This is a genomic window from Virgibacillus pantothenticus, assembly GCF_018075365.1.
GTDB classification, from domain to species: domain Bacteria; phylum Bacillota; class Bacilli; order Bacillales; family Amphibacillaceae; genus Virgibacillus; species Virgibacillus pantothenticus.
This window is the reverse complement of record NZ_CP073011.1, coordinates 2882289-2908377: the sequence shown is the minus strand read 5'-3', so window position 1 is coordinate 2908377 and position 26089 is coordinate 2882289. Positions and strand designations below refer to the sequence as shown.

The following is a 26089-nucleotide window of genomic DNA, read 5'->3' as shown; positions in this document are numbered from 1 at the left end:
GGTAACGGACTTTATTCATCGTGATATAGATTGAAATAGGATCGGTTGTTTGTGGTAAGCCGCTTTCCTCAAATCCTAATGTACGAAAACAATTGAAAATACGTATACACAATTTAATAGGGGAACTTTCACTTAGTGCTTGCATCTCCAATCAGTAGGATTCAAGAAGTAAGAGGGGGAAACGTAATGACAAAGCTATTAATAGTAGATGATGAAGAAATAATTCGTGAAGTATTACAAGCCTATTTTGAAAAAGAGGGGTGGGACATCCTGTTTGCAGAAAATGGTCTGGAGGCATTAAAACAAATTAAAGAAGGAAAGCCGAATATCATTATTCTTGATCTGATGTTACCGGATATTTCTGGAGAAGAAGTCTGCAGGTTAACAAGAAAAGACAGTGATGTGCCTATTATTATGCTTACTGCGAAGTCAGCAGAAGATGATATTATAAATGGAATTGTAATCGGAGCAGATGATTATGTTACAAAACCGTTTAGCCCGAGAGAAGTAGTCGTACGTGCCAAAGGTTTGCTTCGTCGAGTCTCTGCAACGAAAAGAAAGGATCAGCTCAGTTTTAATAACCAGCAATTAATGATTGATCATATAAAGAAAGAAGTCATATTTGATGGTGAGATTGTTGCACTGACGCCGAATGAATATAAGTTATTAATAACGATGGCGAGCTACCCTGGAAGAGTATACAGCAGAGGGGATTTGCTCGTAAAAATTCAAGAAGATGAGGCTCTCTTTTTTGAGGGGTATGAGCGAAGTATTGACACACATATTAAAAACTTGCGAAAAAAAGTGGAGTATGATTCAAGAAATCCGAATTATATTTTAACGGTCTTTGGGATGGGGTACAAGTTTGGAGGCAAGCCGGATGAAATGGACACTACGTACTAAAATTTTTATTTATTTATTAATTGTTTCCTTATGTGGTGTCTTTTTGACTAGTTTTTCCATATTTTTTGGAGTAGAGAATCAGTTCTCTAATTACTTGGAAGTAAGTAGGAAGGAAAAAACATCATTCATTGAGGAAGAAATCATACAAACGTATAAACAAACAGGTCGTTTAATAAGTGAACAGGCAAATAGCATGCTGCATGACCAAGCCATGACGGAAAATCTGTATTATACGTTATATGATCGATCAGGCAACGTAGTAGCTGATACTACTAGGATGCAACGAATGATGCATGGTATGGGTATGCACCAGCGAACGGAAACAGCAGACTACGAATCCAGTTCTCATACGATAAATGTAGATGGAGAAAAAATAGGCACAATGGAAGTGGTTTATCCTGTAGAACTTGTTGGTGAGGATTTTACTTTTTTGAAGTCGATTCAGCAAAATATTTTGATTGCAGTTATCGTCATTTTATTGTTATCCATTTTATTTAGTTTCTTATTCTCGAGAAGATTAAGTGCTGGTTTTATGCGTTTATCAACAGCGGTACAGGAATTAAAAAAGCATAAGCGGGTAAATGTACCTGTAGAGGATTTAAGTATGGAAATGAAGCAGCTCGGCGAGTCGTTCAATGAACTGGCCAATTCTTTGACAAAAGAAGAAAAGTTAAGGAAGCAATTTACAGCTGATTTTGCTCATGAGCTCAGAACGCCATTAGCAACGTTACGAAGTCAATTGGAAGCATATCAAGATGGGATATGGGAGCCTACTCCTGAACGATTGCAAAAAAGTCATCGTGAATTAATGCGCCTAGTCCGACTTGTAAATGAATTGGAAACATTAATTGCTGTAGAAAATCCGCAAAAAAAATTAAATTTTTCTACTTTGGAAGCAGGCAAAATCGTTAGCTTGCTAGAAGATCAATTTCGCCCATCTTTTCAAAAAAAAGGAGTTACGTTACAGGTTAATCTACCGTTAAAAAAGACGCATTTTACGGCAGATCAGGATCGTGTTATACAAATTTTGACAAATCTTATCAACAATGCATTGCAGTATACTTCAAAAGGTAAAACAGTAGCGATTTTTACGAAAGACAAAGAGGAATCCATCTGTTTCATTGTAAAAGATGAGGGAATAGGTATTAAGAATGAGGATATTCCATTTTTATTTGAACGATTTTATCGAGGAGATAAATCCCGAGCAACAAAGACAGGTGGAATAGGCATTGGATTGTCCATTGTTAAGGCATTGGTTGATGCACATCATGCAACAATTGATTTTAATAGTGAGGTTGGAGAAGGAACAACTGTTAAAGTTTGCTTTCCCAAAAAAAGAGGCTTTTAAAGAGGTTGTTTGACACACCGCCGATGGCTCGTTTCTCTGTTGCTAGGAAAAGAGTACCCCGTTTTCTACGTGAGAATGTGTTTCCTTGAGGGTTCACTAGTGCTAATGTATTTAAATGCATAGGGGATCTTCTACTAAAACCGCCCACGTCCTGTAACGGGCGTAGAATTCAGTAACACGGACAAGCCTGCTACTCGAAACTTCGCCGCCTCGAACTTCGTGTTCTTTTTTTCACCTTTTTGAACACGCACTTAAAGGTCATTTTCTATAACTTCGTGAGCTTGAAAATGATTCAAAAGAATGGTGGAAAATAAACAGAATGCGTCTTGTTTTTATCAAGGAATGTTAAAAGAAAGTGAAACGATTTGCGTTCGCTTCCGTAATGTATGTATAAACTTATCAATGGTATAGGGAGGTATTTGAAAATGGATCGAACAATCGAAAAGATATTAGGCATCGTAGGATTCATCATGGATGGAGCTTTAGCCATTTTAGGAATCGTAGTAATTTTAATTCTAAACAGCAGCGTTGGTTTGTTTGAAGGTACAATTGATCCTGCTGAATTTGGTTTTTTCGATGATTTTGTATCAATTTTTTCTGTTTTTATTTGGATACCAATTATTGGCTGTATTATCAGTTTTACTTTGGGGTTAATCGGGGTATTAAATATTAAACGAAATCCTAAAACTGCTGGTGGATTTTTTATTGCCGCTGCAGTTCTAAGTGGTTGGCTCTTGTTATCAGGTATTTTATTTCAATCGCTATTATATCTCGCAGCAGCAATTATGTGTTTTGTAAGAAAGCCAGAAGAAAAGTCAATATAAATCAAATACATCACTTCGTTTGGAAGCATTGGCAACCATTTAACCTTATATAGGAAAAGGGATGAAAGGAAGATAGTGGGTAGTATCATCGACGGATGATGCTACCCACTAATCATCGTATGTTTTCGCGTTTCTAGAATGCTGCAAAAGCGGTTAGAGAACTTGGCTTGTCGCCAAGTTTCTAGGCTCATGCGCCGGACGTGACTAGTCGGTTATTTCGTTATCCACAAGCACCTCATTTTATCGTTTCCTATACAACTTTCCTTCCCTTGTTTCGGGTAAGCTTACTAGGCATAAGCATTTCCTAGAAAGTGACACCAATAAGAAAAACAGAGCCAGTTGTTTTCTGATTCGGGTATATGTCATGAGAAACATCTTATTATGGTTTTTAAAATACTCTCCATTCAGCAATACTCTAAAAAACATTGCAGTTGAATTAGATATAAAGAACTATTTCGTAGGGTAAGCATATATAACATAACGATCCGGAGCATCGCCAATATAGGAAAACGGATAACAAGTTGATACGGTTAACACTTCGTCTTTACGATCTGGATCAATGACAGTTGTATCATCTGCAGCAACAATTTTATGATCTTGCATGGTATAGATGAATGTTCCGTGTTTCATTTTAACATGTAACTCATCGCCGTCTTGTAATTTATCGAATTCTCTAAAAACAGTATCGCGATGACCAGATAATAAGATTTGTTTGTTTTCTCCAGGGAAACCTGTACCAGTATAATGTCCTACGCCTTGAGCAAGCTCTTCTTCATCCGCACCTTCAATAATAGGTATCTCTCTGTCTAGTTTTGGAATGGATAAGACCCCGATTGTATCCCCTTTTTTGATTTCATCATAATTAAATTTTTCGACATCTTCTACTTCCGACATTACTTTATTAGAAACAAACGATTCCGCTTCATCCATCCGTTCATTCTCCAATGCTTTTGAGTTATATAATTGAAATCCGCCATAACCAAGAATAGCTATCCCACACACTATTAAAATGATTGATAATGCTCTTAGCACATTCGCCCACCTCAACCCATGAATAATATTCGCTATTAATCCTTTGTTAACTGTAAAGGCTCTATCTCATGAAATTTAAACGTACACTACATTAAGCATATAGTATCTTTAACATGTTCGTAAAGTATAATTTGTATAATATGGCATTCATTGGTTATGAGCGGAGATTAGAAGTACCAAATAACGTTTTCGCTTTTCTTTATCCCGCATATAGCGCTGTAAGTCCCCACTTTAAGAGTTGGATCATCTGAACCGCAAACAAGTTTGAGTGGGAGATAGCTGCACCTAAATGCCCTATTTCGTTAGCGAGCTTTTAGGTCATACCATTACGGTACAAACAATCAGCAATGCATGAAAGCCCCACTGTTTCTCTTTATAAGTGTATTGATTAAAGCTTTATTCTTACATTCAATAGTTATACCTAATTTATTGGTACACTCTTTTTTTGAGTAGATCAGAGTAGCTCATCTGAAACGATGTGCAAACAGTGACGTATTGAACAGCAATATAGAGAAAGATTCATTCTTCAGATTCGTCGTCATAAACACAATGATTAAACAAAGCTACTATTTGTTTTTACTGCAAATAAATTGCTGTTTTGTAACCTTTGTACAGCTTTTTCCAGCACTTCTTCTGGCTGGACTAAACCGATCCGAACGTAACCTTCTCCTGCAGGACCAAAGGCATTCCCAGGAACTACGACAATTCCTGCTTCATCCATTAATTGATAGGTGAATTCAGTAGAGGTATATGATTCCGGCACTTTTGCCCAAATAAACATGGAGGCTTTTGGGGGAGCAACTTCCCACCCAGCTTTATGAAGGCCTGAAACTAACAGATCTCTACGTGCTTTATAGATGGATCTTAATGTCTGTGTGAATTCAGTAGCATTTTCTAATGCACGAATTGCTGTTTTTTGAATGGGCAAAAAAACTCCAAAATCCAGATTAGATTTTAACTGCTTTAGTCCATCAACGATAGCTTCATTTCCTACAATATACCCTATTCTGCATCCTGCTAAATTAAAGCTCTTAGAGAAGGAATTAAACTCTACCCCAACTTCTTTCGCTCCTTCGATAGAAAGGAAGCTAATTGGCTTCTCGTCATAATAAAGCTCGGAATATGCAAAATCATGAAGAACCGCAATGTTATATTTTTTAGCAACTGTAACTACTTTTTCGAAAAATTCTTTCGTGGCTACAGCAGGTACAGGGTTTCCCGGGAAATTAAGGATCATCATTTTAGATTTCTGCAGTATTTCTCTTGGAATAGCATCGAGATCTGGAAGAAAATGATTTTCTTCTTTTAGAGGCATGAAATAAGGCTCTGCTTCAGCTAATGCAATTCCTGTATGATATGCTGTATAGCCTGGGTCAGGTAAAAGTATGGTATCCCCGGGATTAGTTAACACCATGGGCAAATGGACAAGACCGTCTTGAGATCCCATTACCATAAGTGCTTCTTGCTTTGCTTCAACAGGTACGTTGTATTGGCTGCCATAAAATGTGGCGATCGCTTGGTGTAACTCATCTGTACCGGTCAATGTATAACCATATTGTTTAGGATCTTGCACCTGTTTTGTCAATTCGTCTATTACAAATTGAGCTGGGGGAAGATCAGGGCTTCCCACACTAAGATCAATCATATCCACACCTTCACTCATTTTCTCCCTTTTATAACTAGAAAGTTCATTAAAAATAGATGTTTGAAAATGTTTCATTTTGTCAGCTAGGTTTATATTCATCTGTTACCACCTCATCGTTGTGAATCCTAATACTGAAATCAGTATGATTATACCACTATCGACAATAGAATGGGCGTGGAACTAAAAAATTTCAAAAAGAATTTTGAATTTATATATCCGTAGCTACTGATACGTGTAGGTAAAATTGTGCCATGCATTCATTTTTTAGCGACTTGAGTTAAACTCACTTTTTTGTTCTTGAGCAGAGTTAGCATTTGCCGCCTCATTTGCTAAAGACTAAAAATAAGTAAAAGGGGCGATTTCTTCGTAGATTGTTTACACAATAACTATTTCACTTTTATTCCATATATAAGTTGCTGTAAACCTCCCACTTCAGGAGTAGGATAATCTGTACTGCAACAAGTCTAAGTGGCAGATAACAGCATCACGAACTGCTCTATTTTGTAAGCGGTCTTTAGGTCAACGATTATGATACTAACAAGCTGTGGGGGATGAATGAACCCCCTCCGCTGATTAAAGATGCACTTTATTAAAAACATTTAAAAATTTAGAAAATTAACTTGACAGTTAAAATAAGAATAATTAGAATAATGAATAAGGCGAAGAAGGAAGTGAGTCGTTATGTCTTTAAAAGAAAGGAAAATAGCGGAAAAAAAAGAAGAAATAATTCGTATGGCTATTCATGTTCTATCTGAAAAAGGGTACCACGGAACTACAATGGAGGAAATTGCTACAAATCTATTAATGACAAAGGGTACGGTATATTACTATTTTAAGGATAAGCAGGAGTTGCTTTACCAGAGTCAAATCATGTTATTAAACCGAAGCCTACAGCAAATACAGGAGATTAAACAACAGCAGATTCCTGTGGAGGAAAAATTGAAAAAGTCGATTATTGCTCATATTGAATACATATTGGAAGAGCGATCAGGGTTCGAACTGATGCTAAAACCTGAACAAAAATTTTCTTCAGAACAATTAGCAGTTATTTTTAAGCTAAGAGATACGTATGGGGAATTTTTTGATCAAATGATTACAGAAGGTATAGAGGCAAATGTCTTTCATGCAGCAGATGTGAAGGTTGTGCGAAATATTATTTTAGGTGCCATGAACTGGGTAACGCAATGGTATGCAGAAGATGGTCAAAAAAGCAGGAATGAACTAGCAGAGGATATCGCTGTATATTTGCAGCGAATTTTAATAAAAACAGGAGGAGAATAAATGGAAATAGCAAATGGGGCAGCGGTTGTTACTGGTGGAGCATCTGGTCTTGGTGAAGCTACAGTAAGACAGATTGTGGCAGAAGGAGGGAAGGTAGCTATTTTTGATGTGGCAAGAAAAAATGGCACTGCATTAGCTGAAGAGCTTGGCAGCCAAGTAGCATTTTATCACGTTGATGTAACCAATGAAGCGAGTGTACAGACTGCTTTAGAAAGCACAATGGATCAATTTGAACAAGTTAATATACTGGTTAATTGTGCAGGAATTGGGGTTGCGGAAAAGACAGTTGGTAAAAGAGGTGTGCATGATTTAACAACGTTTAAAAACGTGGTTAATGTAAATCTCATTGGGACATTTAATGTCCTTCGCCTTACTGCGCATAAAATGGCTGAAAATATACCGAATGAAAATAACGAACGAGGCGTGATTCTTAACACAGCTTCAGTAGCTGCATTTGAGGGGCAAATCGGTCAAGCGGCATACAGTGCTTCTAAAGGAGGAATAGTTGGAATGACACTTCCTATCGCTAGAGACCTATCGTCATTGGGAATTCGTGTTATGACGATTGCCCCCGGATTGTTCGCAACTCCACTATTTGCTTCATTACCGGAAGAGGCGAGGGAAGCATTAGGCGAAATGACACCGTTTCCATCAAGGCTAGGTTACCCGAAAGAGTATGCTCAGCTGGCTCAAAGTATTATTGAGAACCCAATGCTAAATGGAGAAACCATAAGGTTAGATGGTGCGATTCGAATGCAACCGAAATGATAATTACTTTTTAAAGCTGCAAATAGGAGGAGGTTATTGGATGAAAAGAACTTTTTTACAGGAAGAACATGCTATATTTCGACAGTCGTTAAGAAAATTTTTAGAAAAAGAAGCAGCACCTTATTTTGCAGACTGGGAAGAAAATCAGCAAATTCCACGCTCATTTTGGCAAAAGGCGGGAGAACAAGGCTATCTCTGCTCATGGGCTAAAGAAGACTACGGTGGTCTCGAAACGGACTTTGGCTATGCGGTTGTGTTAAATGAAGAATTTGAACGAATCGGTACTGCGATGGTTGGACTAGGGCTACATAATGATATTGTAATGCCCTATATCGAAACGTATGGAACAGAGTCACAAAAAAGGAGGTGGCTGCCAGGAGCAGTTAAAGGTGAGATTATTTCTGCCATTGCCATGACTGAGCCTGAAGCTGGGTCAGACTTAGCTGGAATCAAAACTACTGCAATAAGGGACGGAGACTCTTATATTGTAAATGGAGAGAAAACCTTTATAACGAATGGCTATACGGCAGATGTAGTAATTGTCGTTTGTAAAACTGACCCATATGCGAAACCTGCTCATAAGGGGATTAGTTTAATTGTCGCAGAAACTGGAACCCCTGGTTTTCGAAAAGGGAAAAAACTAAAGAAGATTGGTCAGCATGCTAATGACACATGTGAATTAATTTTTGAGGATGCACGCCTACCGGCTGAAAATTTACTTGGGGAGGAAGGAAAGGGATTTTATTATTTAATGGAAAAGCTGCAACAAGAACGACTAATCGTTAGTATGCAGAGTATTACTGCTGCAAAGGAAATGATCGATTTAACAAGCGATTATGTGAAGCAGCGAAAAGCGTTTGGAAGAAGGATTAGTGAATTCCAAAATACACAATTCCAAATCGCAGAGCTGTATACGGAATGGCAAATTGGTAATGTGTTTGTTGACCGTTTAATTGAAAAACATATGGCAGGGGAACAGATTGTAACGGAAGTGTCGATGGCAAAGTGGTGGACGACCGATTTAGTAAAAAAAGTAGCTGCAATATGTATGCAGCTACACGGAGGATATGGTTATATGGAAGAATTTGAAATTGCGCGACGTTATCGGGATGTTGCAGTATCCTCCATTTATGCGGGTTCAAATGAAATTATGAAAATGATTATTGCGAAAAATATTGGTTTAGTGGAAAGGAGCTTTTAGGAAATAGCCAGAAAAGTTTATTTCACATTTTGAAAAGGCCCCCATTTTTGGTGTATTTATTCTCCGTAAGTGAGTTGTGTAGGTTTATTTTAAAGGGGGTTGGCAAATGTTTAGGTGGGCGAGACAACCATCTACATTTTTGATTCACGGAGGAAGATGCTCGTTGATAAGTTTTAGTTGATTTACTAATCGAATAAGCATATATGATACTGACATATATTTATCATGAAAGGGTGATCCATATTGCGTGAAGCGGTAATTATAGAAGCGGTAAGAACACCGGTAGGAAGAAAAAATGGAATGTTGTCAGCTATGCGTGCAGAAGATTTAGCTGCATTACCTTTGCAAGAATTAATTAAACGAACAGGTATCTCTCCTGCACTTGTAGAAGATGTGATCTATGGATGTGTTTCCCAAGTGGGGGAACAAGCCTTTGATATTGCTAGGCAAGCTGCATTAATTGCTGATTTTCCTGTAGAGGTTCCTGGGACAACGATCGATCGTCAATGTGGATCGAGTCAGCAGGCGGTACATTTCGCCTCGCAAGCAATTATTAGCGGAGATATGGATGTGGTGATAGCTGGTGGCGTTGAGCATATGACTCGTGTACCGATGGGCTCAAATATGAAAGGGGTTACGGTTAATGAAAATTTAGCAGCTAAATATGAGATGATTAATCAAGGTATATCAGCAGAGCGAATTGCAGATAAGTGGGGATTCAGTCGTCAGCAGTTGGATGAGTTTTCGCTTGCAAGTCATGAAAAAGCAATTGCAGCGATGCAATCAGGCTATTTTACAGTGGAAACCATGGCATTAGAAGTGAGTCATTCAGATGGTTCGCAGATGCTGTTCAGTCAGGATGAAGGTCCTAGAGAACAAACGAGTTTGGATAAATTGAAAGAGTTAAAGGCTGCGTTTCAAGAAGGAGGGAAAATTACTGCAGGAAATTCCAGTCAAATAAGTGACGGCGCAGCAGCGATTTTATTAATGTCACGTGCCAAGGCAGATGAATTGGGTTTGAAGCCGAGGTTCCGAGTAATAGCCCGTACAGTGGTTGGCTCTGACCCGACACTGATGTTGACAGGTCCAATACCAGCTACTGAGAAAGTATTACGTACCGCTCGATTATCCATTTCCGATATCGATGTTTTTGAAGTGAATGAAGCGTTTGCTTCTGTCCCCTTAGCTTGGCTGCAAGAAACAGGAGCAGACCCTGACCGACTAAATCCAAATGGTGGAGCAATTGCTCTTGGGCATCCGCTTGGAGCTAGTGGCGCGCGTTTAATGACTACGATGCTGTACGAACTAGAGCGAACGGGCGGACGTTATGGATTGCAAACGATGTGTGAAGGACATGGAATGGCAAATGCCACAATTATTGAACGGTTGCCGTAAAAAAACTGTGAAACCATGCTTTTAGCATATATATTTTTTTAATTGACTAAATTTTAAAAACGGAGGTGGTAGTTTGCCCCTTACATCAATCCGGGTGCTTGATTTGACCCGTTTGTTACCGGGTCCTTATTGTTCTATGCTGCTTGCGGATTTTGGAGCAGACGTCATTAAAATTGAAGATAAGGAAATGGGAGATTATGCGCGAAGGTATACGCCTTTACTAGATGAAGATAGTGCTATATTTCATGCGTTAAATCGGAATAAAAAGAGCGTTTGTTTGAACTTGAAATTAGAAAAGGACAAGGCAAGCTTTTTACAAATGGTGGAGAGTGCTGATGTTGTACTGGAATCCTTTCGACCTGGCGTTATGAAAAAACTCGGCGTGGACTATGAAATTTTAAAAACTATCAATCCCCGCATTATTTATTGTTCGATTACAGGGTATGGTCAAACTGGACCATATGCGCAAGAGGCAGGACATGATATTAATTACCTTAGCTATGCTGGATTATTGCATCTTATGGGCGAACAGGGTGGGAAACCAATTATACCAGCCACTCAAATTGCGGATATAGGCGGTGGAGCGTATCCCGCAGCTTTAGGCATCTTGCTTTCCTTATGGGAAAGAGAGTCTTCTGGGAAAGGACAATTAATCGATATTTCCATGATGGACGGTGTTATTGCTTGGCTGCAAGCAACCTTACCGAATTATTTAGCTACAAACCAATTACAAGAGCGAGGTGCCCACCAATTGAACGGGGCGTTTGCTTGCTATAACGTATATGAAACTCAAGATAGTCGTTGGTTAGCGGTTGGTGCGTTGGAGCATAAATTTTGGCAAGCATTTTGTGAGACAATTGGTAGAAAAGAGCTTATTTCACAACAACATGCCACCTTACAAGAACAACATCGGATGAAATATGTCATTCAGACTGTTATTCAGCAAAAAACATTAACGGAATGGTTGGAATTATTTGAATGCGTAGAAGCTTGTGTCACTCCAGTTCGAAACTTCTCAGAAGTAGTGGATGACCCGCAAGTAAAAGCTCGGAATATGATTCTCTCTCTTCCCCATCCAACTTTAGGTATAGTAAACCAAATTGGCATACCAATTAAGCTTTCTAAAACTCCTGGAAGGATTCACTCTTTGGCTCCCAAGCATGGTGAACATACAGAAGCATTTGTTTCGAAATTGACTTCTAATTCGACAGTAGATGATGAACTATCGAAGGGAGACTAATGGTTTACTGCAAGTCCAATGCTCCATTTGTTCCCCTAAGGAAAAGGATCTCAGCTTGTTTATTTGTCCCGTATATAAGGGGCTGTAAGACACCCACTTCAGGAGTTGGATAAGCTAAATTAGTTTTAGCAAAATTTAACTGGACTGTTTATAGATTTTTGATTGATCCATAAAATAACATTTTCTCATGTACAATTATTTAGTTCATTGCATATGAGGATTACTGCTTATAAATAAACTCGCCTAGCTCTAGTTTTAGATAAGGACTAGAGTTGATATCTAGCTCAGATAGCTCAACTAATTTATTACTTCAAACCTACTATGAAAAGCTTCATGTGTAAGTACAAAGCTTTTTAAGGTAGATCAAGGTGAAGATTGGTTAAATTGGGAGAAAAATGATCTTAACGGGAGTGATAGAGTTGAATTTAGGAATGACGTTAGCGAGAAATGCTCGGCAAATTCCGGAAAAAAAGGCGGTTATTTTTGGAGAGAAGTCCTACACGTATAAGCAGTTGAATCAAAAAGTAAACCAACTCGCCAATGGTTTAGTAGCTAGTCAAATAAAGAAAGGTGAAAAAATTGCTATTTTGATGAAAAATTCGGATCAATTCGTGATCGTTTTTTACGCAATTATGAAAGTAGGCGCTATTGCTGTTCCGATTAATTTTCGTTTAGCAACCGCAGAAGTTCGATATATTTTAGAGGACTCAGATGCGTCAGTGCTGTTTTTTGATGAACCATACACCTCATTGGTCAGCCAAGTAACAGAAAATAATAAAAATATTAAACTACAGGTTTGCGCTGGTAATAAGATAGAGAAGAACCAGTTAACAATGAATGCAATTAGCAATGACAATGTATCAGAACCCTTTGTTGAAGTTTTAGAATCAGACGTTGCAGAAATATTATACACATCTGGCACAACAGGTAACCCAAAAGGCGCATTATTTGACCATCATCGCATTCTTTATGTTGCATTTACCTCCGCAATTATGATGAAAATGGGCCCGGAAGACAACTTACTGCATGTGGCACCGTTATTTCACTCTGCACAGTTAAATTTATTTATGATAACAGGTACTCTATTAGGCTCTACGCAAGTCATTCAACAAGATTTTCACCCCGTCCATGTCTTACAAGCAATGGAGCAACATAAAATAACCCTTTTCTTTGCTGTTCCAACGATGTATAACTTTTTGCTTCAGGTTCCAAATTACGAAAAATATGATCTATCATCTGTTAAACGATGCGGATACGGCGCTGCTCCTATGTCAACAGCTTTATTACAACAAGTGATGAAATTATTTCGGCATGAGCAATTTTTCAATATGTGTGGTTTAACCGAAGCGGGGCCAGGCGGAGTCTTGTTACTGCCAGATGAACATAAAACAAAAATGGGTGCAGGTGGAAAGGCAATGCTTTGCACGGAAGTGAGAGTTGTAAATGAACGCGGGGAAGATGTTGCTCCTTTTGAAACAGGTGAATTTATTATTAAAAGTGAAATGGTAATGAAGGAATACTATAAAAATCCCGAAGAAACAAGACAAACGCTCCGCAATGGCTGGCTCTATACCGGTGATTTAGCTATCGTTGATGAGGATGGTTATATTACGTTAGTCGATCGGAAAAAAGATATGATCATATCTGGTGGTGAAAATATTTATTCTACGGAGGTAGAACAAGCTCTTTATCAGCATCCCGATATTTTAGAAGCAGCAGTGATTGGACTGCCAGATGAAATCTGGGGTGAAAAAGTAGTTGCAATTGTTGTGGGAAAAAAAGGGAGAAATCTAGATGTGGAAGCGCTAAAATTATTTTGTTGCGAGCGTCTTGCAAGCTATAAAGTACCAACAGAAATTATTGTTGAAAATACTATTCCTAGAAATGCATCTGGGAAAATTTTGAAATATCGGCTCAGAGAAGCATTGTCCTAATGATTAAAGGATTATTTCAAGAAGGAGTGAATCGGTATGATGAATAGCCCATTATTAATAACGTCTTTAATAGAACGGTCGGAAAGTTACTTCCCCAAAAAGGAAATCGTGTCGCGGTCAGCAAATCGTATTCATCGTTTAACATATCAAGAGATTGGTGAAAGAGTGCGAGCTTTAGCTCATGCATTAGAAAGATTAGGGATACAGAAAGGAGATCGTGTTGGAACCTTTGCTTGGAATCACCATCGGCATTTGGAAGCTTATTTTTCTATTCCGTCTATCGGTGCGATTCTGCACACGATTAATATTCGCTTATCAGCGGAGCATCTTGCATACATTATCAATCATGCCGAAGATAAAATAATTCTCGTCGATGAAGAACTGCTACCCGCCATTGAAAATATAGCGGATCAGCTTCGTACTGTACAAACAATTATTGTTATGTCAGATGAAATAGATGTCCCTTCGTCCAAGCTACAGACTCTGTTAAATTATGAACAGCTTATGGAAGGGGCTGATACCACGTTTCCGTTCGTTAAGGATATGGGCGAAGAAGACGCAGCTGGGTTATGCTATACATCAGGGACAACAGGTAAGCCTAAGGGAGTTATCTATTCTCATCGAGGACTTGTTCTGCATGCCATGGCTTTAAGTTTAGCTGACACTTCTGCTGTGTCTGAATCTGATGTTTCGATGCCAGTTGTGCCTATGTTTCATGCCAATGCTTGGGGGATGCCGCACGCTGCGACTTGGACTGGAGCGAAACAAGTGCTGCCTGGTCCATTTCCAACACCGGCTATTTTAGCGGCATTAATGGAAACAGAAAATGTGACCATCTCAGCAGGTGTACCGACTATTTGGCTGGGTTTATTAAAAGAATTAGAGCAAAAAAAATATCAGCTCGATAGTTTGCGAGGAATACTATGTGGCGGCGCTGCAGCGCCAAAGGGAATGATCCAGGCGTTCGAAAGTAAATATGGCATTCCGTTTTTTCACGCCTACGGAATGACTGAAACAACACCGTTAGCTTTGTTTTCCCGGTTAAAGAGTTACCAAAAACAACTTCCTGAAGCAGAGCGATTAGAGGTGAAATCAAAGCAAGGAATGGCAGTTCCTGGTGTTGAAATTAAAGCAGTAAATGAAAATGGAAACATTAAAAACGATGGGGAGGAAATGGGAGAGCTGTTAATACGAGGTCCTTGGATTGCAGATTCCTACTATAAAGATGAACGAAGTGAAGGATCATTTAGAGATGGATGGTTATACACAGGAGATGTTGTAACTATTGACGAGGAAGGTTTTGTAAAGATTGTGGATCGAACAAAAGATTTAATCAAAAGTGGCGGTGAGTGGATTTCATCTGTCGATTTGGAAAATGCATTAATGGCTCATGAAGCAGTATACGAGGCTGCCGTTGTGTCTGTTCCTCATGTTAAATGGCAAGAACGTCCTGTTGCCTGTGTGGTGCTTAAGGAAGAATATAAAGCGATAGTGAAGCAGGAAGATATATGTAAATTTTTGCAACCGCAATTTGCCAAATGGTGGTTACCGGATACTATTTTATTTATGGATGAGCTGCCAAAAACATCTGTGGGGAAATTTTTAAAAACAGCGTTGCGGGAGGAAGTTAAAAAACAGTTAGCAACAAAAGGGAATGAGGGAAAGTAAGCTACTAAACTATTGAAGTGGGAATAGTGTTGATGCTAGATCAGATGTTAAAGGAATGTTGAAGCACCTAGCTTTATAATGGTTGTAAATAAAATGTTACTAGCCCCGTATTATACTCGCTAAAGTGATACGGGGTTTTTATGTCTACTAGATCAAGCCAATGGTGCTTAAATTAGCCGTAGCTTAATTCTTTTTCATTCAAAGGAAGCTGCTTCTACAAGCACCTCCCTTTGAAAATGACATTGTGAAAAATCCCCTCGTTATGAATTAATTTCCTGATAAAAACAATCCAATTTGTGCCAGTAAAGCACTGCCTGCATATGTGCCTGTAAAGACAAAGATAGCTACAATCGCAACTTTCCATGACGTGTTTCGTAAATCAACGAGACGGTTAGCTACAGAAATACCTGCAAAGGTTAATATAGGTGTTGTAATCGATAGAAAGTCAACTGCTTGGATGGCTTGCACAAAAAAATCGCATATTAAACATAAAATAAGAGAAGTAATCGATACCCAGCCCAAGATAGGAAAATCGCGAATGATTTTCACCGGGGATTTTTGCATTAAATCTGAAATTACAATTCCGATCATGGAGAAGAGCCATAATACTCCAAGTCCAACAAATGTCATGGATGTAATAGGTGTAGAGCCAGGGTTTTTCATTAATTTTATTTCCATTGTAAACAAAATTAATGCCACACTTAACAGAAGGATCAAACCGTATTTTACATATTTGTTTAGTTGTATACTCATTTGTTGTCACCTCGAACCAGTTTCTTATACATAAATGCTTGAATCGGAGCAGCCAAAAACACCATTGTGAATGTACCAAGAAAACTGGTTAGTAGTTGGCTTGCAGAGGCATATGCTAGGATCGTGCTTTCCAGCTCCGGAATTCGAGCTACTAATGTTGCAGAAGCAGCACTCATCATACTACCTGAACCAACACCTGATGCCATGGCTAGTGCTTCTACTCGTATCCCTAAATCAAGTAAGATCGGTGCAAACACACTGAAAAAGATAGCTCCAAATAATGTCCCAATTATATAAATGGATAGAACGCCTCTTCCTTCTTTGGATTCAAGTGTATATTTTTCAGAAATGTACGCAAGCTCTCCTTCACGGCCGATTCCTAATGTAGCACCAATTGCTTCACGTCGTAAGCCTAATAAAAGTGCGATTGGCAATCCAAGGAATACAGTTCCTAAATTCCCCAGCTCTTGAATGATAAATACCCAGCCAATTTGCAGGATTTCTCTAATTTGTGGAGCGACATCGGCACCGTATCTAGCCATTAACGGCAGCATAATGAAAATGAGATATTTCCCAGCAAAATGAATATTATTATCGCTGTATACTTTTTTCCAAATCCCTTTACGGAATACTTTAAGACCTAAAAACATGGTTAATAAAATGGCAAAAACTAAAGGAAGTAATCCGATAGTAAATGAGCCTATTGGTATAGCTTGAAAGCCGATAAATTCTGAAATAGTAATAATGAATAATGCAAAAACGAGTAAGTAAAGCAAATTTTTGTTCATGCGCTGCCTCATTCCTATGATAGATTCATTTTATTTTGTACAATGGAATCAATTAATTCACGATAAGCTGTATAGCTACGTTTATATAACTTTGCTTTATCGATATTTCCGTTCATTTGTTGAAGTACTTGGACTAAAAACCTTGGAAACACCTCGTAGATAAATGTTGGATCAACATCAATAAAGTCATCTCCATGAATAGTTCCAGTAAAGCCGCTATAGCCAATTTGAATGCATGGCATCATAAAGGAAAGATCTCCTATATCACCTGCAGCGCTAATGAAATTGTCATTCAACAGCTCGTCAATTTCATTGTTCTCATGAAACGCAGCTTCGACAAATGTGGATAAATACCTATCTTGTATAAATGGTAAATAACCCATCTGTGTATCTATCGTTACATTTCCCTGTAAAGCTAAGGCACTTCCCTTCGCCGCATCATCTAATTTGCTAGCTGTTTCTTTTAAATAAGCAACAGACTTGGTTCGTAAATCTGTTCCTACAATGATATGGTTTGGAACGACATTTGTAGACATATCAGATTCCATAACGATTGGATTGATTCGCACATGTTCTGATTCTTTTAATTGTTGGCGGCTTAATCCAATCGCAGTATTAAAAAGCGTTGACATATTATAAGCATTTTTAGAAGAAAATGGATCAAAACCTGCATGTGTTGCTTTGCCTTCAAAGGCATACTTCTTATATAGAAAGCCAGCTAAATCACAGTTTATTTCTATCGTCCGTTTAGAAAATTCTCCACCAATTGCATGTACGCAAATACCAACATCAATATCGTCAAATACGCCTAAGCTCATAGCCTCGGGTTTTCCACCATAATGACTGATTTGACCTTTTTTTAATAATTCAGCACGATAATTTAAATCTAAGTATTCTTCCGCAGGCACAAATACGAACGTCAGTTTATAAGCTAATTCTTTGTAGGCTTCCGTTGTAAAAAGATATTGGTACAGCGCTAGTGCAATACCTATCTGGGTATAGTGACCGCAGTTATGCGCAGCCCCTGTAAGTTCATCAGCATACATATGCGTAGGTGCATAAACAGCATCTAGTTCAGCAATAAAAGCGACATGTAAATCTTGAGCTTGTTTATTTCCTAAGCTCGTGGTAAAACCGGTGATGCTAAAATCGTCAAATTTAATGTTCGGATTTATTTGTTTTAAATAAGCCATCACTTGACTTCTTGTACGCCTTTCTTTATATCCCAGTTCAGGGTGATAATAAATATCTTCAGCAATTTGTTTGATAGTTGCATATTGTCGTTTAAATTGCATTTGGAAACCTCCCGTAGCAATAATTAATAATAATTATGTCGAAAAAACACGAATCCATCTTATCACTATGTTTAATGTTCGTCAATATCGAATGATATTCAGTGTTTTTTTAATAATGTTCGACTTTAGGTGTTTAAGTGGCAATTTTTGAAGAAAGAATGAAATAATAACTAAAATATTCTTTTGTGTATCCGTATGTAACTGGTGTGGGTTCTACTCTTCTTCACCTTTGGGATGAGAATCAGAATGTAGGTGGGAGGTAAACAACCAGTACATATTCATTGCTGTTCAACAAACCATTCGGCGATAAAGTGAAGCTCCCGTCATGGGGGCATTTATTTCCCAGGGCTAGTACGTAATAGTAAGACTTCAAGGCGGTTTACGAAAGAGGGCATTTAGGTACGTTTATCTTCGCTTAGATTTGGTATAGTAAAATTGATCCAACTTCTGAAATGGGAGTCTTACAGTATCTTAAATACGGAATAATATATTCCCAGATGATTGAAGTTTTGCTCTTTTTCAAAGAATAAGAAAGTATAAAATTTGTTGCTTTGGATAAGGGAATCACTGAATAGCCACGTCCGGCTTCAGCGCCCAGCAACTAGGCGACTATAGAAATGCGCCCTACGATAAGGCCTCATCGGTTCGTCGCTAAGGGGAAGGCCGACTAAAAACGGGCTTGCCGCTCAGGCGTCGGCATACCCCAATTTTTAGTGACATGATTCCTAAATCTTTAGTTGATTCGTTCCATTCGCTACGTTGCTGAACGGGCGCTTGCGCCTTTGTTCACAATTTAACACAGGGTTGTTTTTTGGAAAATCAATGCTATTTCAGCATGATGATTTTCATCCAGCAAATTTATTAATCCATAATCGACGATTTTCTGAAATAATAGATTTCCAAAGGATGGATTGGGGAGGCCCGACTCATGATTTACAAAAACTTGGCTCCTTTTCAAGCCGGATCAGTATTCCATTTACGAAAGGTATGGTTGATGGGTATCATCGGAATACGAAGCTTTACGAAAGCTTTTGGGAATTGTACACTTTGTACAGTGCTATGCACCTCGTGTCTGCACTTGTATGGGGAAAGAAAATGGGAATCTTTAAGCGGATGCGTTCGTATTCTATGAACGTTTTGGAAGATCATGACTTTTTCACAAAGACCGTTCCAAACTGGTATGAAAAATAGAAATATGTATTCTGCATTCTCTTCAGCTAATAGGATTGGTACCGTTGCCAGCAAAAAGTTAGAGGTAAATTAGTTTAGGATTTGTATGGTGGTGATAGCTTCTATTGCTATCAATAGGAAGCCTCTTATAAAATGAAACGGCAGTACAAAAAACAAGGTGTTGCCAATTAGTATTTTCTGGCAAGACCTTGTTCATTTTATTACAAGCGTTCGTTCAATTATCTAATAAAAGGAATACCTTTAAATTTTACGTTGTTAATATGTGTACTCTAAACAATAGCAGTTAGGTTAACCACTAAGTGCTGTTATGGTTTAAGAATCTATATACGATTATTGCTTATTTTTCGCCACTTAGCTCAATTAAGATTTTAGCTTGTGATTTGTCAGAAGATAATAATTCAAAACCTTTATCTACAATGTCATCCAGCTGAATTTGTCCAGTAATAATGGATTGTGGCTTTAATTGGCCGCCAGCCATTAAGTCGATGGTTTGCTGGAACGATGTTGGTGTATATGCAATAGAAGAAGTAACTTTTACACCTTTCTCAGTTAGTTGCATAGGATTCCATTCAATTGGTCTAGCAAAAATAGACACAATTACCATCATACCACGAGGTTTGGTAACTTCGATGGATTGTTTGAAAGTAGGCGCTACACCAGCAACCTCGAATGAAGCATTAACCCCTTCAGGAACAATATCAAAAACAGCTTTTACTGGATCTGTTTCTCCTGAGTTAATAACATGTGTTGCTCCAACTTCTTTCGCTTTTTTCAAACGTGTTTCAGATAAGTCAAGTGCGATAATTTTACTTGCTCCAGCTGCTCTTGCTGCTAAGATAGTTAATAAACCAATTGGACCAGCTCCAAATACCGCAACGGTGTCACCAAATTCTAATTCAGCTTCTTTTACAGCCTGTACTGCAACTGCAGTAGGTTCAACTAAAGCGCCGTCTTGTAAAGTTAATGGCTCTGGTAATAAGTAGACGTTGTTTTCTGGTACATTTGCAAAAGAAGTAAAACCACCATCTCTATGCAAACCTACAAAAGAAAATCCGTCGTATGGATCAAGATCTTCTGATTTATTGCCATGTGTAATCGTTGGATTGATAGCAACGCGATCACCAGGTTTAACGTTTGTTACCTTTGCACCAACTTCTTCAACAACACCAGCAAATTCATGTCCCATTATTAGTGGAGCAATACCGCCAGCTAACTCATCCTCTTTTTCTGTTGGAATAAAAACTGGACCTTCTGCGTATTCATGTAAGTCACTGCCACATAGACCAGCCCATGCAACCTTTACTTTAACTTCTGTGTCTTTTAAAGGTTTTAGTTCTCTTTCTTCTACGCGAATGTCTTTTTGTCCATACCATACTGCTGCTTTCATAATGTTGTTCTCCCCCAAAAAAAATTTTTTTACAAAACTGACTCCGCAACTATTGTACTTTAAATTTACAAATTCCGACACTTTTTTGTCTGATTTTACAATAATGTAACAAAATGTTCACAAAGTCAGTGTATGGGTAGCGAAAAGAGAAATTTTTCTGAATTAGAAGGGGGGGCAGTACCAGCTTGATGCAGGGAATATACTGCATTCATTTACTAAATAGAGGCTCTATGTATTTTAATTGTGACCTCGATTTCCATCTTACGAAATGAACACAGGAGGAAAGCTTGAGAGTAAAACTGCAAGTCAAAGTTTAATTTTGTTCATCAAACAATGAGTGGGAAATAATAAAATCTCTACTGCTCAAAATGCACTTTATCTTGAAGCTGAATTTTAATATGTAGTGTATGAAAAAAAGAAATGAGGCACTTTTAGAAGAGTTACCCCATTTCTTTATCCATGTAATATGGACTCCATATCTAGTCATCTACCTATAGTATAGCTGCCTTCAAGAAAATTTCGTATGCTAACTATGTTCCGTTTCCAGCCTTCAAAATACCACTAGCATGAAGCTTCTGCTTTAGCATTTCCACTTCGTTTTCCGTTAACGGCTGCATCGGCATTCGCACACCGCCAACAGCCACATCTAGTAGATTTAAGGCGCTTTTAACTGGAGCGGGACTTGGCTGAGCAAACATGGCTTTCATAATCGGGAGTAATTTTTGATGTAGTTTTGCACTAGTAGTGACGTCTCCGCTTCTAAAATGTTGTATCATGTCCCGCATTTGATTACCTACAATATGCGAAGCTACCGAAACGACCCCATCTGCTCCGATGGCAAGAGCAGGCAGTGTTAAACTGTCGTCTCCAGAATATAAGCTAAAATTGTCGGGAGTGTTGTGGATGATGGTTGTCATTTGATCCAAATCACCACTAGCTTCCTTGACTGAGACGATATTCGGTAATTGTGACAGACGAATAATAGTATCTGCCTCTATATTTGTTGCTGTTCTACCAGGTACGTTATAAAGCATAATCGGTAAACTGGTTGCACTGGCAATAGTTGAGAAATGTTGAAAAATACCTTCTTGAGACGGCTTGTTGTAGTATGGTGTAACAAGCATAATTGCGTCAACACCGGCTGTCTCCGCTTGTTTAGTCAATTCCATAGAAGCTGTTGTACTATTGGAACCTGTTCCAGCAATTACTTTTGCTCTTCCATTAGAAATTTCAACGACATGTTTAAATAAGGTAATTTTTTCTTCATTGGAGAGTGTTGGAGACTCTCCGGTCGTACCGGCAACGACTAAGCTATCTGAACCATTTTCAATTAAATAGTTTACGAGTTTTTCCACAGCACGAAAGTCAATATTTTCTTCAATGTCAAATGGAGTCACCATAGCAGTAACAACTTGGCCAAAATTCATTACTTCACACCCTTTGTTTACATGATAGTGTAGGTGGGAAGGCCACTAGATTTCTCCGCAAAAAAGCAGCAACGACGGCAAATCGCTGCTGCTTGAAACATTTATTAGCTTCATGCGTCAGATAGCCCTCCATATAGTCACCTATATGACAGTTCTGTACTTTTTCAATAGCAGAACCAGCTGTAGAAGCAATGAGTTTTCCACAACTTCGGCGAGGTCCCCTTTTCACTATTTTCTAAGGACCTCATTATCCTCTAATAGTGTACTCTTGAACATCGCGCCTCTATCCTTGTTTCAACAGAATATTGAAACAGGAATATATTCGGTTGTCTGTACTATAGCAGATTTTTACTATCTATGCAAGGGCTTCAATATTCAGTTTGGATAGTAAGGTTGAAAAGTAGCGTTATTTGCTTAGACCTTGCAAAAACGCTTGTAGGTAAAATTGCAAAGAATGTTTACAAGCTGTTATTTAAGAATAAGCAATTACTTTCGTATACTAGTACAGTGATGTTTTTAATAGACTTTGCTTTCTATTTAATCCCGTATATAAAGTGCTGTAAGACTCTCACTTTAGAAATTGGATAATCTGTGTACTGCAACAAGACTAAGTGGGAGATAACCGCACCTAAATGCCCTATTTCCTAAGCGGCCTTTTTGTCATACCATTACGGTACTAACAAGCCGTGGGGGATGAATGAAAACCCCTACTGATGGAAGATTCACTTTATATCATCATTAATTGCTTGATGGTTTAGTACTCCTATTTCCAGTAGGTACTCATTTAGAAAAAGGTAGATAAAGACGATGGGACATAACTAAAGCAGCTGATTAAAAAAACAAGAAATCGATAATTGTGTATACGCAAGTTTTAGCGTAGTCAAAATATGTAGTCTCCTGTGAGAACAGTGCGAGCTGAAGATCCCGCAGGAAAGCGGTTTTTGCTTTCCGAGGAAGCTAAGGCCGCGCCCGTAGAAGCGAAGTATTTTGACATAGCGGTGATAGAAATTTTTTAATGCAAATAAGCCAAACAATGATAAATTAATTGTTCGGCTTTTGCTATATAGTATTTGCTTATGTCCCCGCCTCTTTCTTATAGTTCAATAACTTATTGCTAAACAGTTCCAATCGTTCCAATATTATAACTGAACATAGGATCACAGTTTTTGAAAGCAATTAACTTCCCCCACCAATCTATATATTACGTTAACTGCATATTGGTGAGACAAGTTGGGTCTTCTGCGAATGTTGAAAATTCAGATTGGACTTTCTTACCATCATGCTCAATAGTTATATCATATTTTTTGTCTCTCGGAACCCACAAATCAATGAATCCATTTGCCAGCGATTTTACCTTTTTATCTACAATTACATTCCCGTCCTCATCTTCAATATATACGTCGAATTCTTTTTCTACCATTTCTCCTTGGCAGCCTGTTAGACTATGGAATGTACAAGGGTGTGTTTGATCAACAAACGGAGCGATAGATACGAAAAATTCATCTTTCGGTAGCTCGTATGTTTTTTCTTTTTCTCCAGATGTACTTACAATCAGTTCTTTGCCTGTAATAGAAGCAGAATCAGCTTCTTTTTTATCCGTGCTATAATCAGCTACTAATTGTTTAATATCAGTGTTGTTACCATTTTCTTCTACATTTTTACTTTCTGTATCATCATTACTACATGCAACTAGCGCAAATAGTAAAATTAACATCATGAATATAATTGATTTTATTTTCATTCAATTTACCTCCTTTATTAAAAAGTATATCAAATAAAGGAGTAATGAATCAATTGGCAAATTGGGGATCCAGATTGGTTGTAAATCTATCTTACACCTAATTAGAAGTAAAGCTTGCACTTTAATAGTAAAAGATAAAACCTAAGAAGTTAGTGGAAGATTTAACTGTAGTCAAATACCCGATTTGTTCATACCTTTGTGTCAGTCAATGGGCGTAATTGGAAAACCTAACTTATTTAAGATTTATTTTATAAAAGAATAATAGGAATCGTTCATAAAATGGAGCCGGCAACTTACTTAACTCCCTCGTATTTGATATAGTTTGCTATAATTGTCCTACGTAGAACTTAGCCTGTTTCACTAACAAGTTAAGACGAAGAAAAACGAGCTCAGACATGACATATAGTTTTCCTGGTTTCGTGTTTTACTTTTTATAGATTTACGCTTAGACTTTAGGTATATATATCTTTTAAAAAGGAAGGTATCACCATGACAATTAATTATGTTGGCTATGCAGGAACATACACTCGGAAAACAAGCAAGGGGGTCTACCGTTTTGAATTAGATCCACAATCACAAAAATTAACTGCAGTAGAAGTTGCTGCAGAAGTAGGGAGTCCTACTTATGTAACCATAAGTGATGATAAGCGTTATTTGTTCTCCATTGCACAAGATGGGGAATCCGGTGGAGTACAAGCGTATAAAATTGATCCTAAAACAGGAAAGTTAACGAAGTTAGATGAACAACTAACGGAAGGGAAGTCTCCTTGTCATTTGTCTTTTTATAAAGGTAAGTTAGTAACTGGAAATTATCATAAAGGAGAGGTGGGGCTATACTCTTTTACAGCTGAGGAAACATTAGTAGCTGAATCGTTTATCCAACATTCCGGTAGTGGTCCACATGAGCGTCAAGAAAAGTCACATGTCCATTTCGCCGGATTTACGCCGGAGCGTAACTATGTGGTCGTTTGTGATTTAGGGACGGATGAACTGGTAACCTACCGAATCACAGGCAATCAACTTGAGCGTCATCAAACGCTAACGTTAAAACCAGGAAGTGGTCCACGTCATATTGTATTTCATCCAAATGGAAAAACAGCATATTTACTTACGGAATTAAGCTCTGAAGTCATTGTTATAGACTATCATGCGGAAACAGGAAGCTTCACTGAAAAGCAGACCATTCTAGCGAAACCAGCAGATTTTACAGATACGAACGATGCTAGTGCAATTCATATATCTTCAGATGGAAAGTTTGTTTACACTGGAAATCGAGGACATAATAGCATTGCGTTATTTGAGGTTGATCCTAAAACCGATAAGCTAACCTTTGTAGAGTTTACGTCTACAGGTGGGGAATGGCCGCGTGATTTTGTGTTAGATCCTAGTGAGTCATTTATTGTTGCTTCTAATCAGCACAGTGGTAATTTAGTTTTATTTGCACGTGATCAGCAGACTGGAAAGTTAACACAATTGGACTCTGTCGTAGAAGTTCCAGAAGTAGTTTGTGTGAAATTTTTAAATTAATATTGATATAACTAGTGTAACTGAAGTTTAGACCTTAACATCAGTTTAAAACGGCAAGCTTATTATCACCAAAGATTATAAGCTTGCTTTTTGTGTTTAACTATTCAGCAGCTAATTGATTAAATGTTGCAGAGCCTTTTGGTTAACGCACAACCAATTCAGATAAGTTATGTATTGCTTTGGACTGATGCAAACAAAATTTTCGCATCAGAAAATAGTCATTTTACCTATATCGGGAGCCATTTTATCATATTTCGCTTCTTTTATCTGAAAAAGGTTAAACTTGGTCATATTCCTGAGTTTTCAGCAAGACTGAATTGAGTTCACGACTAAATGTCAGAGTTTCTAGCGAGGTTGCACGAAGTTCACAGAGAAATCGTCGATGTTCACTATTTTATCTCGCATTAACTGGCAATAGGAGCTACCCTTCCATGCTGCGAGGTAAGCTAGGCGGGGCCGACTACAAGTCGAATGTCGGTTTTATTTATCCCGCATATAAGGTGCTGTAAGAATTTGGATAATCTGTACTGCGATAAGAATAAGTTGGAGATAACAGCACCTAAATGCTTATTTCGTAAGCGGCCTTGAGGTCATACCATTACGGTACTAACGATCAGTAGGGGATGAATGAAAAACCCTACTATAGAAGTCTCACTTTATCTAATCATCCGTGAGAATTGAAAAAACCGGTGATGAAGGGTTCACTTTATTGCCTTCATGAGTCTTTTGGAACAGTTTGTG

Annotated in this window: 20 protein-coding genes and 1 riboswitch; of the genes, 12 read left to right on the top strand and 8 right to left on the bottom strand. The window is 38.1% G+C overall.

What is annotated here, in order from left to right; genetic code table 11:
- Nucleotides 1-186 precede the first annotated feature (186 nt).
- The 3 genes from KBP50_RS13535 (at nt 187) to KBP50_RS13525 (ending at nt 3075) form a co-directional block, all read left to right on the top strand.
- Nucleotides 187-903, top strand: coding sequence for a response regulator transcription factor (locus tag KBP50_RS13535; RefSeq protein WP_050352074.1), 717 nt, complete (start codon nt 187-189; stop codon nt 901-903).
- Complete coding sequence (locus KBP50_RS13530; protein WP_050352075.1) at nt 881-2251, top strand: sensor histidine kinase; 1371 nt, start codon at nt 881-883, stop codon at nt 2249-2251. Before KBP50_RS13535 ends, KBP50_RS13530 begins: the two co-directional genes overlap by 23 nt.
- A 425-nt stretch (nt 2252-2676) precedes the next feature.
- Entirely contained in the window at nt 2677-3075 is a 399-nt protein-coding gene (locus KBP50_RS13525) for a DUF4064 domain-containing protein (protein WP_050352076.1), read from the top strand.
- A 450-nt stretch (nt 3076-3525) separates the two neighbouring features.
- On the opposite strand, the gene KBP50_RS13520 is transcribed toward KBP50_RS13525, so the two are convergent.
- Both KBP50_RS13520 and KBP50_RS13515 read right to left on the bottom strand, forming a co-directional pair.
- Nucleotides 3526-4107: a class D sortase gene (locus tag KBP50_RS13520; protein ID WP_050352077.1), complete on the bottom strand. Its 582-nt coding sequence runs from the start codon at nt 4105-4107 to the stop codon at nt 3526-3528.
- Nucleotides 4108-4660: 553 nt separating this feature from the next.
- Complete coding sequence (locus KBP50_RS13515) at nt 4661-5851, bottom strand: LL-diaminopimelate aminotransferase (protein ID WP_050352078.1); 1191 nt, start codon at nt 5849-5851, stop codon at nt 4661-4663.
- 582 nt (nt 5852-6433) lie between these two features.
- Here KBP50_RS13515 and KBP50_RS13510 point away from each other — a divergent pair.
- The 7 genes from KBP50_RS13510 (at nt 6434) to KBP50_RS13480 (ending at nt 15239) form a co-directional block, all read left to right on the top strand.
- The gene (locus KBP50_RS13510) at nt 6434-7033 is read left to right on the top strand and encodes a TetR/AcrR family transcriptional regulator (protein ID WP_050352079.1); all 600 of its coding nucleotides are present in this window, start codon (nt 6434-6436) and stop codon (nt 7031-7033) included.
- Nucleotides 7034-7801: a 3-hydroxyacyl-CoA dehydrogenase gene (locus KBP50_RS13505; RefSeq protein ID WP_050352080.1), complete on the top strand. Its 768-nt coding sequence runs from the start codon at nt 7034-7036 to the stop codon at nt 7799-7801. It abuts the gene before it with no gap.
- A 40-nt stretch (nt 7802-7841) separates the two neighbouring features.
- Nucleotides 7842-9002 carry an acyl-CoA dehydrogenase family protein gene (locus KBP50_RS13500; protein WP_050352081.1) on the top strand — a complete coding sequence of 387 codons (1161 nt, stop codon included), beginning with the start codon at nt 7842-7844 and terminating at the stop codon, nt 9000-9002.
- 243 nt (nt 9003-9245) lie between these two features.
- On the top strand, nt 9246-10397 hold the full coding sequence (locus KBP50_RS13495; RefSeq protein ID WP_050352082.1) for a thiolase family protein: 1152 nt from the start codon (nt 9246-9248) through the stop codon (nt 10395-10397).
- 73 nt (nt 10398-10470) lie between these two features.
- Entirely contained in the window at nt 10471-11637 is a 1167-nt protein-coding gene (locus KBP50_RS13490) for a CaiB/BaiF CoA transferase family protein (RefSeq protein ID WP_050352083.1), read from the top strand.
- A gap of 410 nt (nt 11638-12047) precedes the next feature.
- Nucleotides 12048-13571, top strand: coding sequence for a class I adenylate-forming enzyme family protein (locus tag KBP50_RS13485; protein WP_328219100.1), 1524 nt, complete (start codon nt 12048-12050; stop codon nt 13569-13571).
- 36 nt (nt 13572-13607) lie between these two features.
- Entirely contained in the window at nt 13608-15239 is a 1632-nt protein-coding gene (locus KBP50_RS13480; RefSeq protein WP_050352084.1) for a long-chain fatty acid--CoA ligase, read from the top strand.
- Between the two features lie 267 nt (nt 15240-15506).
- Here KBP50_RS13480 and KBP50_RS13475 read toward each other — a convergent pair whose 3' ends face one another.
- Genes KBP50_RS13475 through KBP50_RS13465 form a run of 3 tightly spaced genes read right to left on the bottom strand, consistent with a single transcriptional unit; the run spans nt 15507 to nt 18075 of the window.
- On the bottom strand, nt 15507-15992 hold the full coding sequence (locus tag KBP50_RS13475) for a hypothetical protein (RefSeq protein ID WP_050352085.1): 486 nt from the start codon (nt 15990-15992) through the stop codon (nt 15507-15509).
- Nucleotides 15989-16780 (bottom strand): DUF3100 domain-containing protein, encoded by a 792-nt coding sequence (locus tag KBP50_RS13470; RefSeq protein ID WP_050352086.1) that lies wholly within the window; start codon nt 16778-16780, stop codon nt 15989-15991. Before KBP50_RS13470 ends, KBP50_RS13475 begins: the two co-directional genes overlap by 4 nt.
- Before the next feature lie 14 nt (nt 16781-16794).
- A complete protein-coding gene (locus KBP50_RS13465; protein ID WP_050352087.1) occupies nt 16795-18075 on the bottom strand; it encodes a M20/M25/M40 family metallo-hydrolase in 1281 nt (426 codons plus the stop codon).
- An 822-nt stretch (nt 18076-18897) separates the two neighbouring features.
- Here KBP50_RS13465 and KBP50_RS13460 point away from each other — a divergent pair.
- Nucleotides 18898-19266 carry a phosphotransferase gene (locus tag KBP50_RS13460; RefSeq protein WP_050352088.1) on the top strand — a complete coding sequence of 123 codons (369 nt, stop codon included), beginning with the start codon at nt 18898-18900 and terminating at the stop codon, nt 19264-19266.
- Nucleotides 19267-19603: 337 nt separating this feature from the next.
- Here the strand turns inward: KBP50_RS13460 and KBP50_RS13455 are convergent, their stop codons facing one another.
- The 3 genes from KBP50_RS13455 to KBP50_RS13445 all read right to left on the bottom strand — a co-directional run bounded on the left by KBP50_RS13455 (nt 19604) and on the right by KBP50_RS13445 (nt 23821).
- Nucleotides 19604-20653, bottom strand: coding sequence for a 2,3-butanediol dehydrogenase (locus KBP50_RS13455; RefSeq protein WP_050352089.1), 1050 nt, complete (start codon nt 20651-20653; stop codon nt 19604-19606).
- Nucleotides 20654-21183: 530 nt separating this feature from the next.
- The gene (dapA, locus tag KBP50_RS13450; RefSeq protein ID WP_050352090.1) at nt 21184-22080 is read right to left on the bottom strand and encodes a 4-hydroxy-tetrahydrodipicolinate synthase; all 897 of its coding nucleotides are present in this window, start codon (nt 22078-22080) and stop codon (nt 21184-21186) included.
- Between the two features lie 114 nt (nt 22081-22194).
- Nucleotides 22195-22374, bottom strand: a riboswitch (Lysine riboswitch).
- A 907-nt stretch (nt 22375-23281) separates the two neighbouring features.
- Entirely contained in the window at nt 23282-23821 is a 540-nt protein-coding gene (locus KBP50_RS13445) for a CueP family metal-binding protein (RefSeq protein ID WP_050352092.1), read from the bottom strand.
- 489 nt (nt 23822-24310) lie between these two features.
- On the opposite strand from KBP50_RS13445, the gene KBP50_RS13440 reads away from it, so the two are divergent.
- A complete protein-coding gene (locus tag KBP50_RS13440; protein ID WP_050352093.1) occupies nt 24311-25348 on the top strand; it encodes a lactonase family protein in 1038 nt (345 codons plus the stop codon).
- Nucleotides 25349-26089 lie beyond the last annotated feature (741 nt).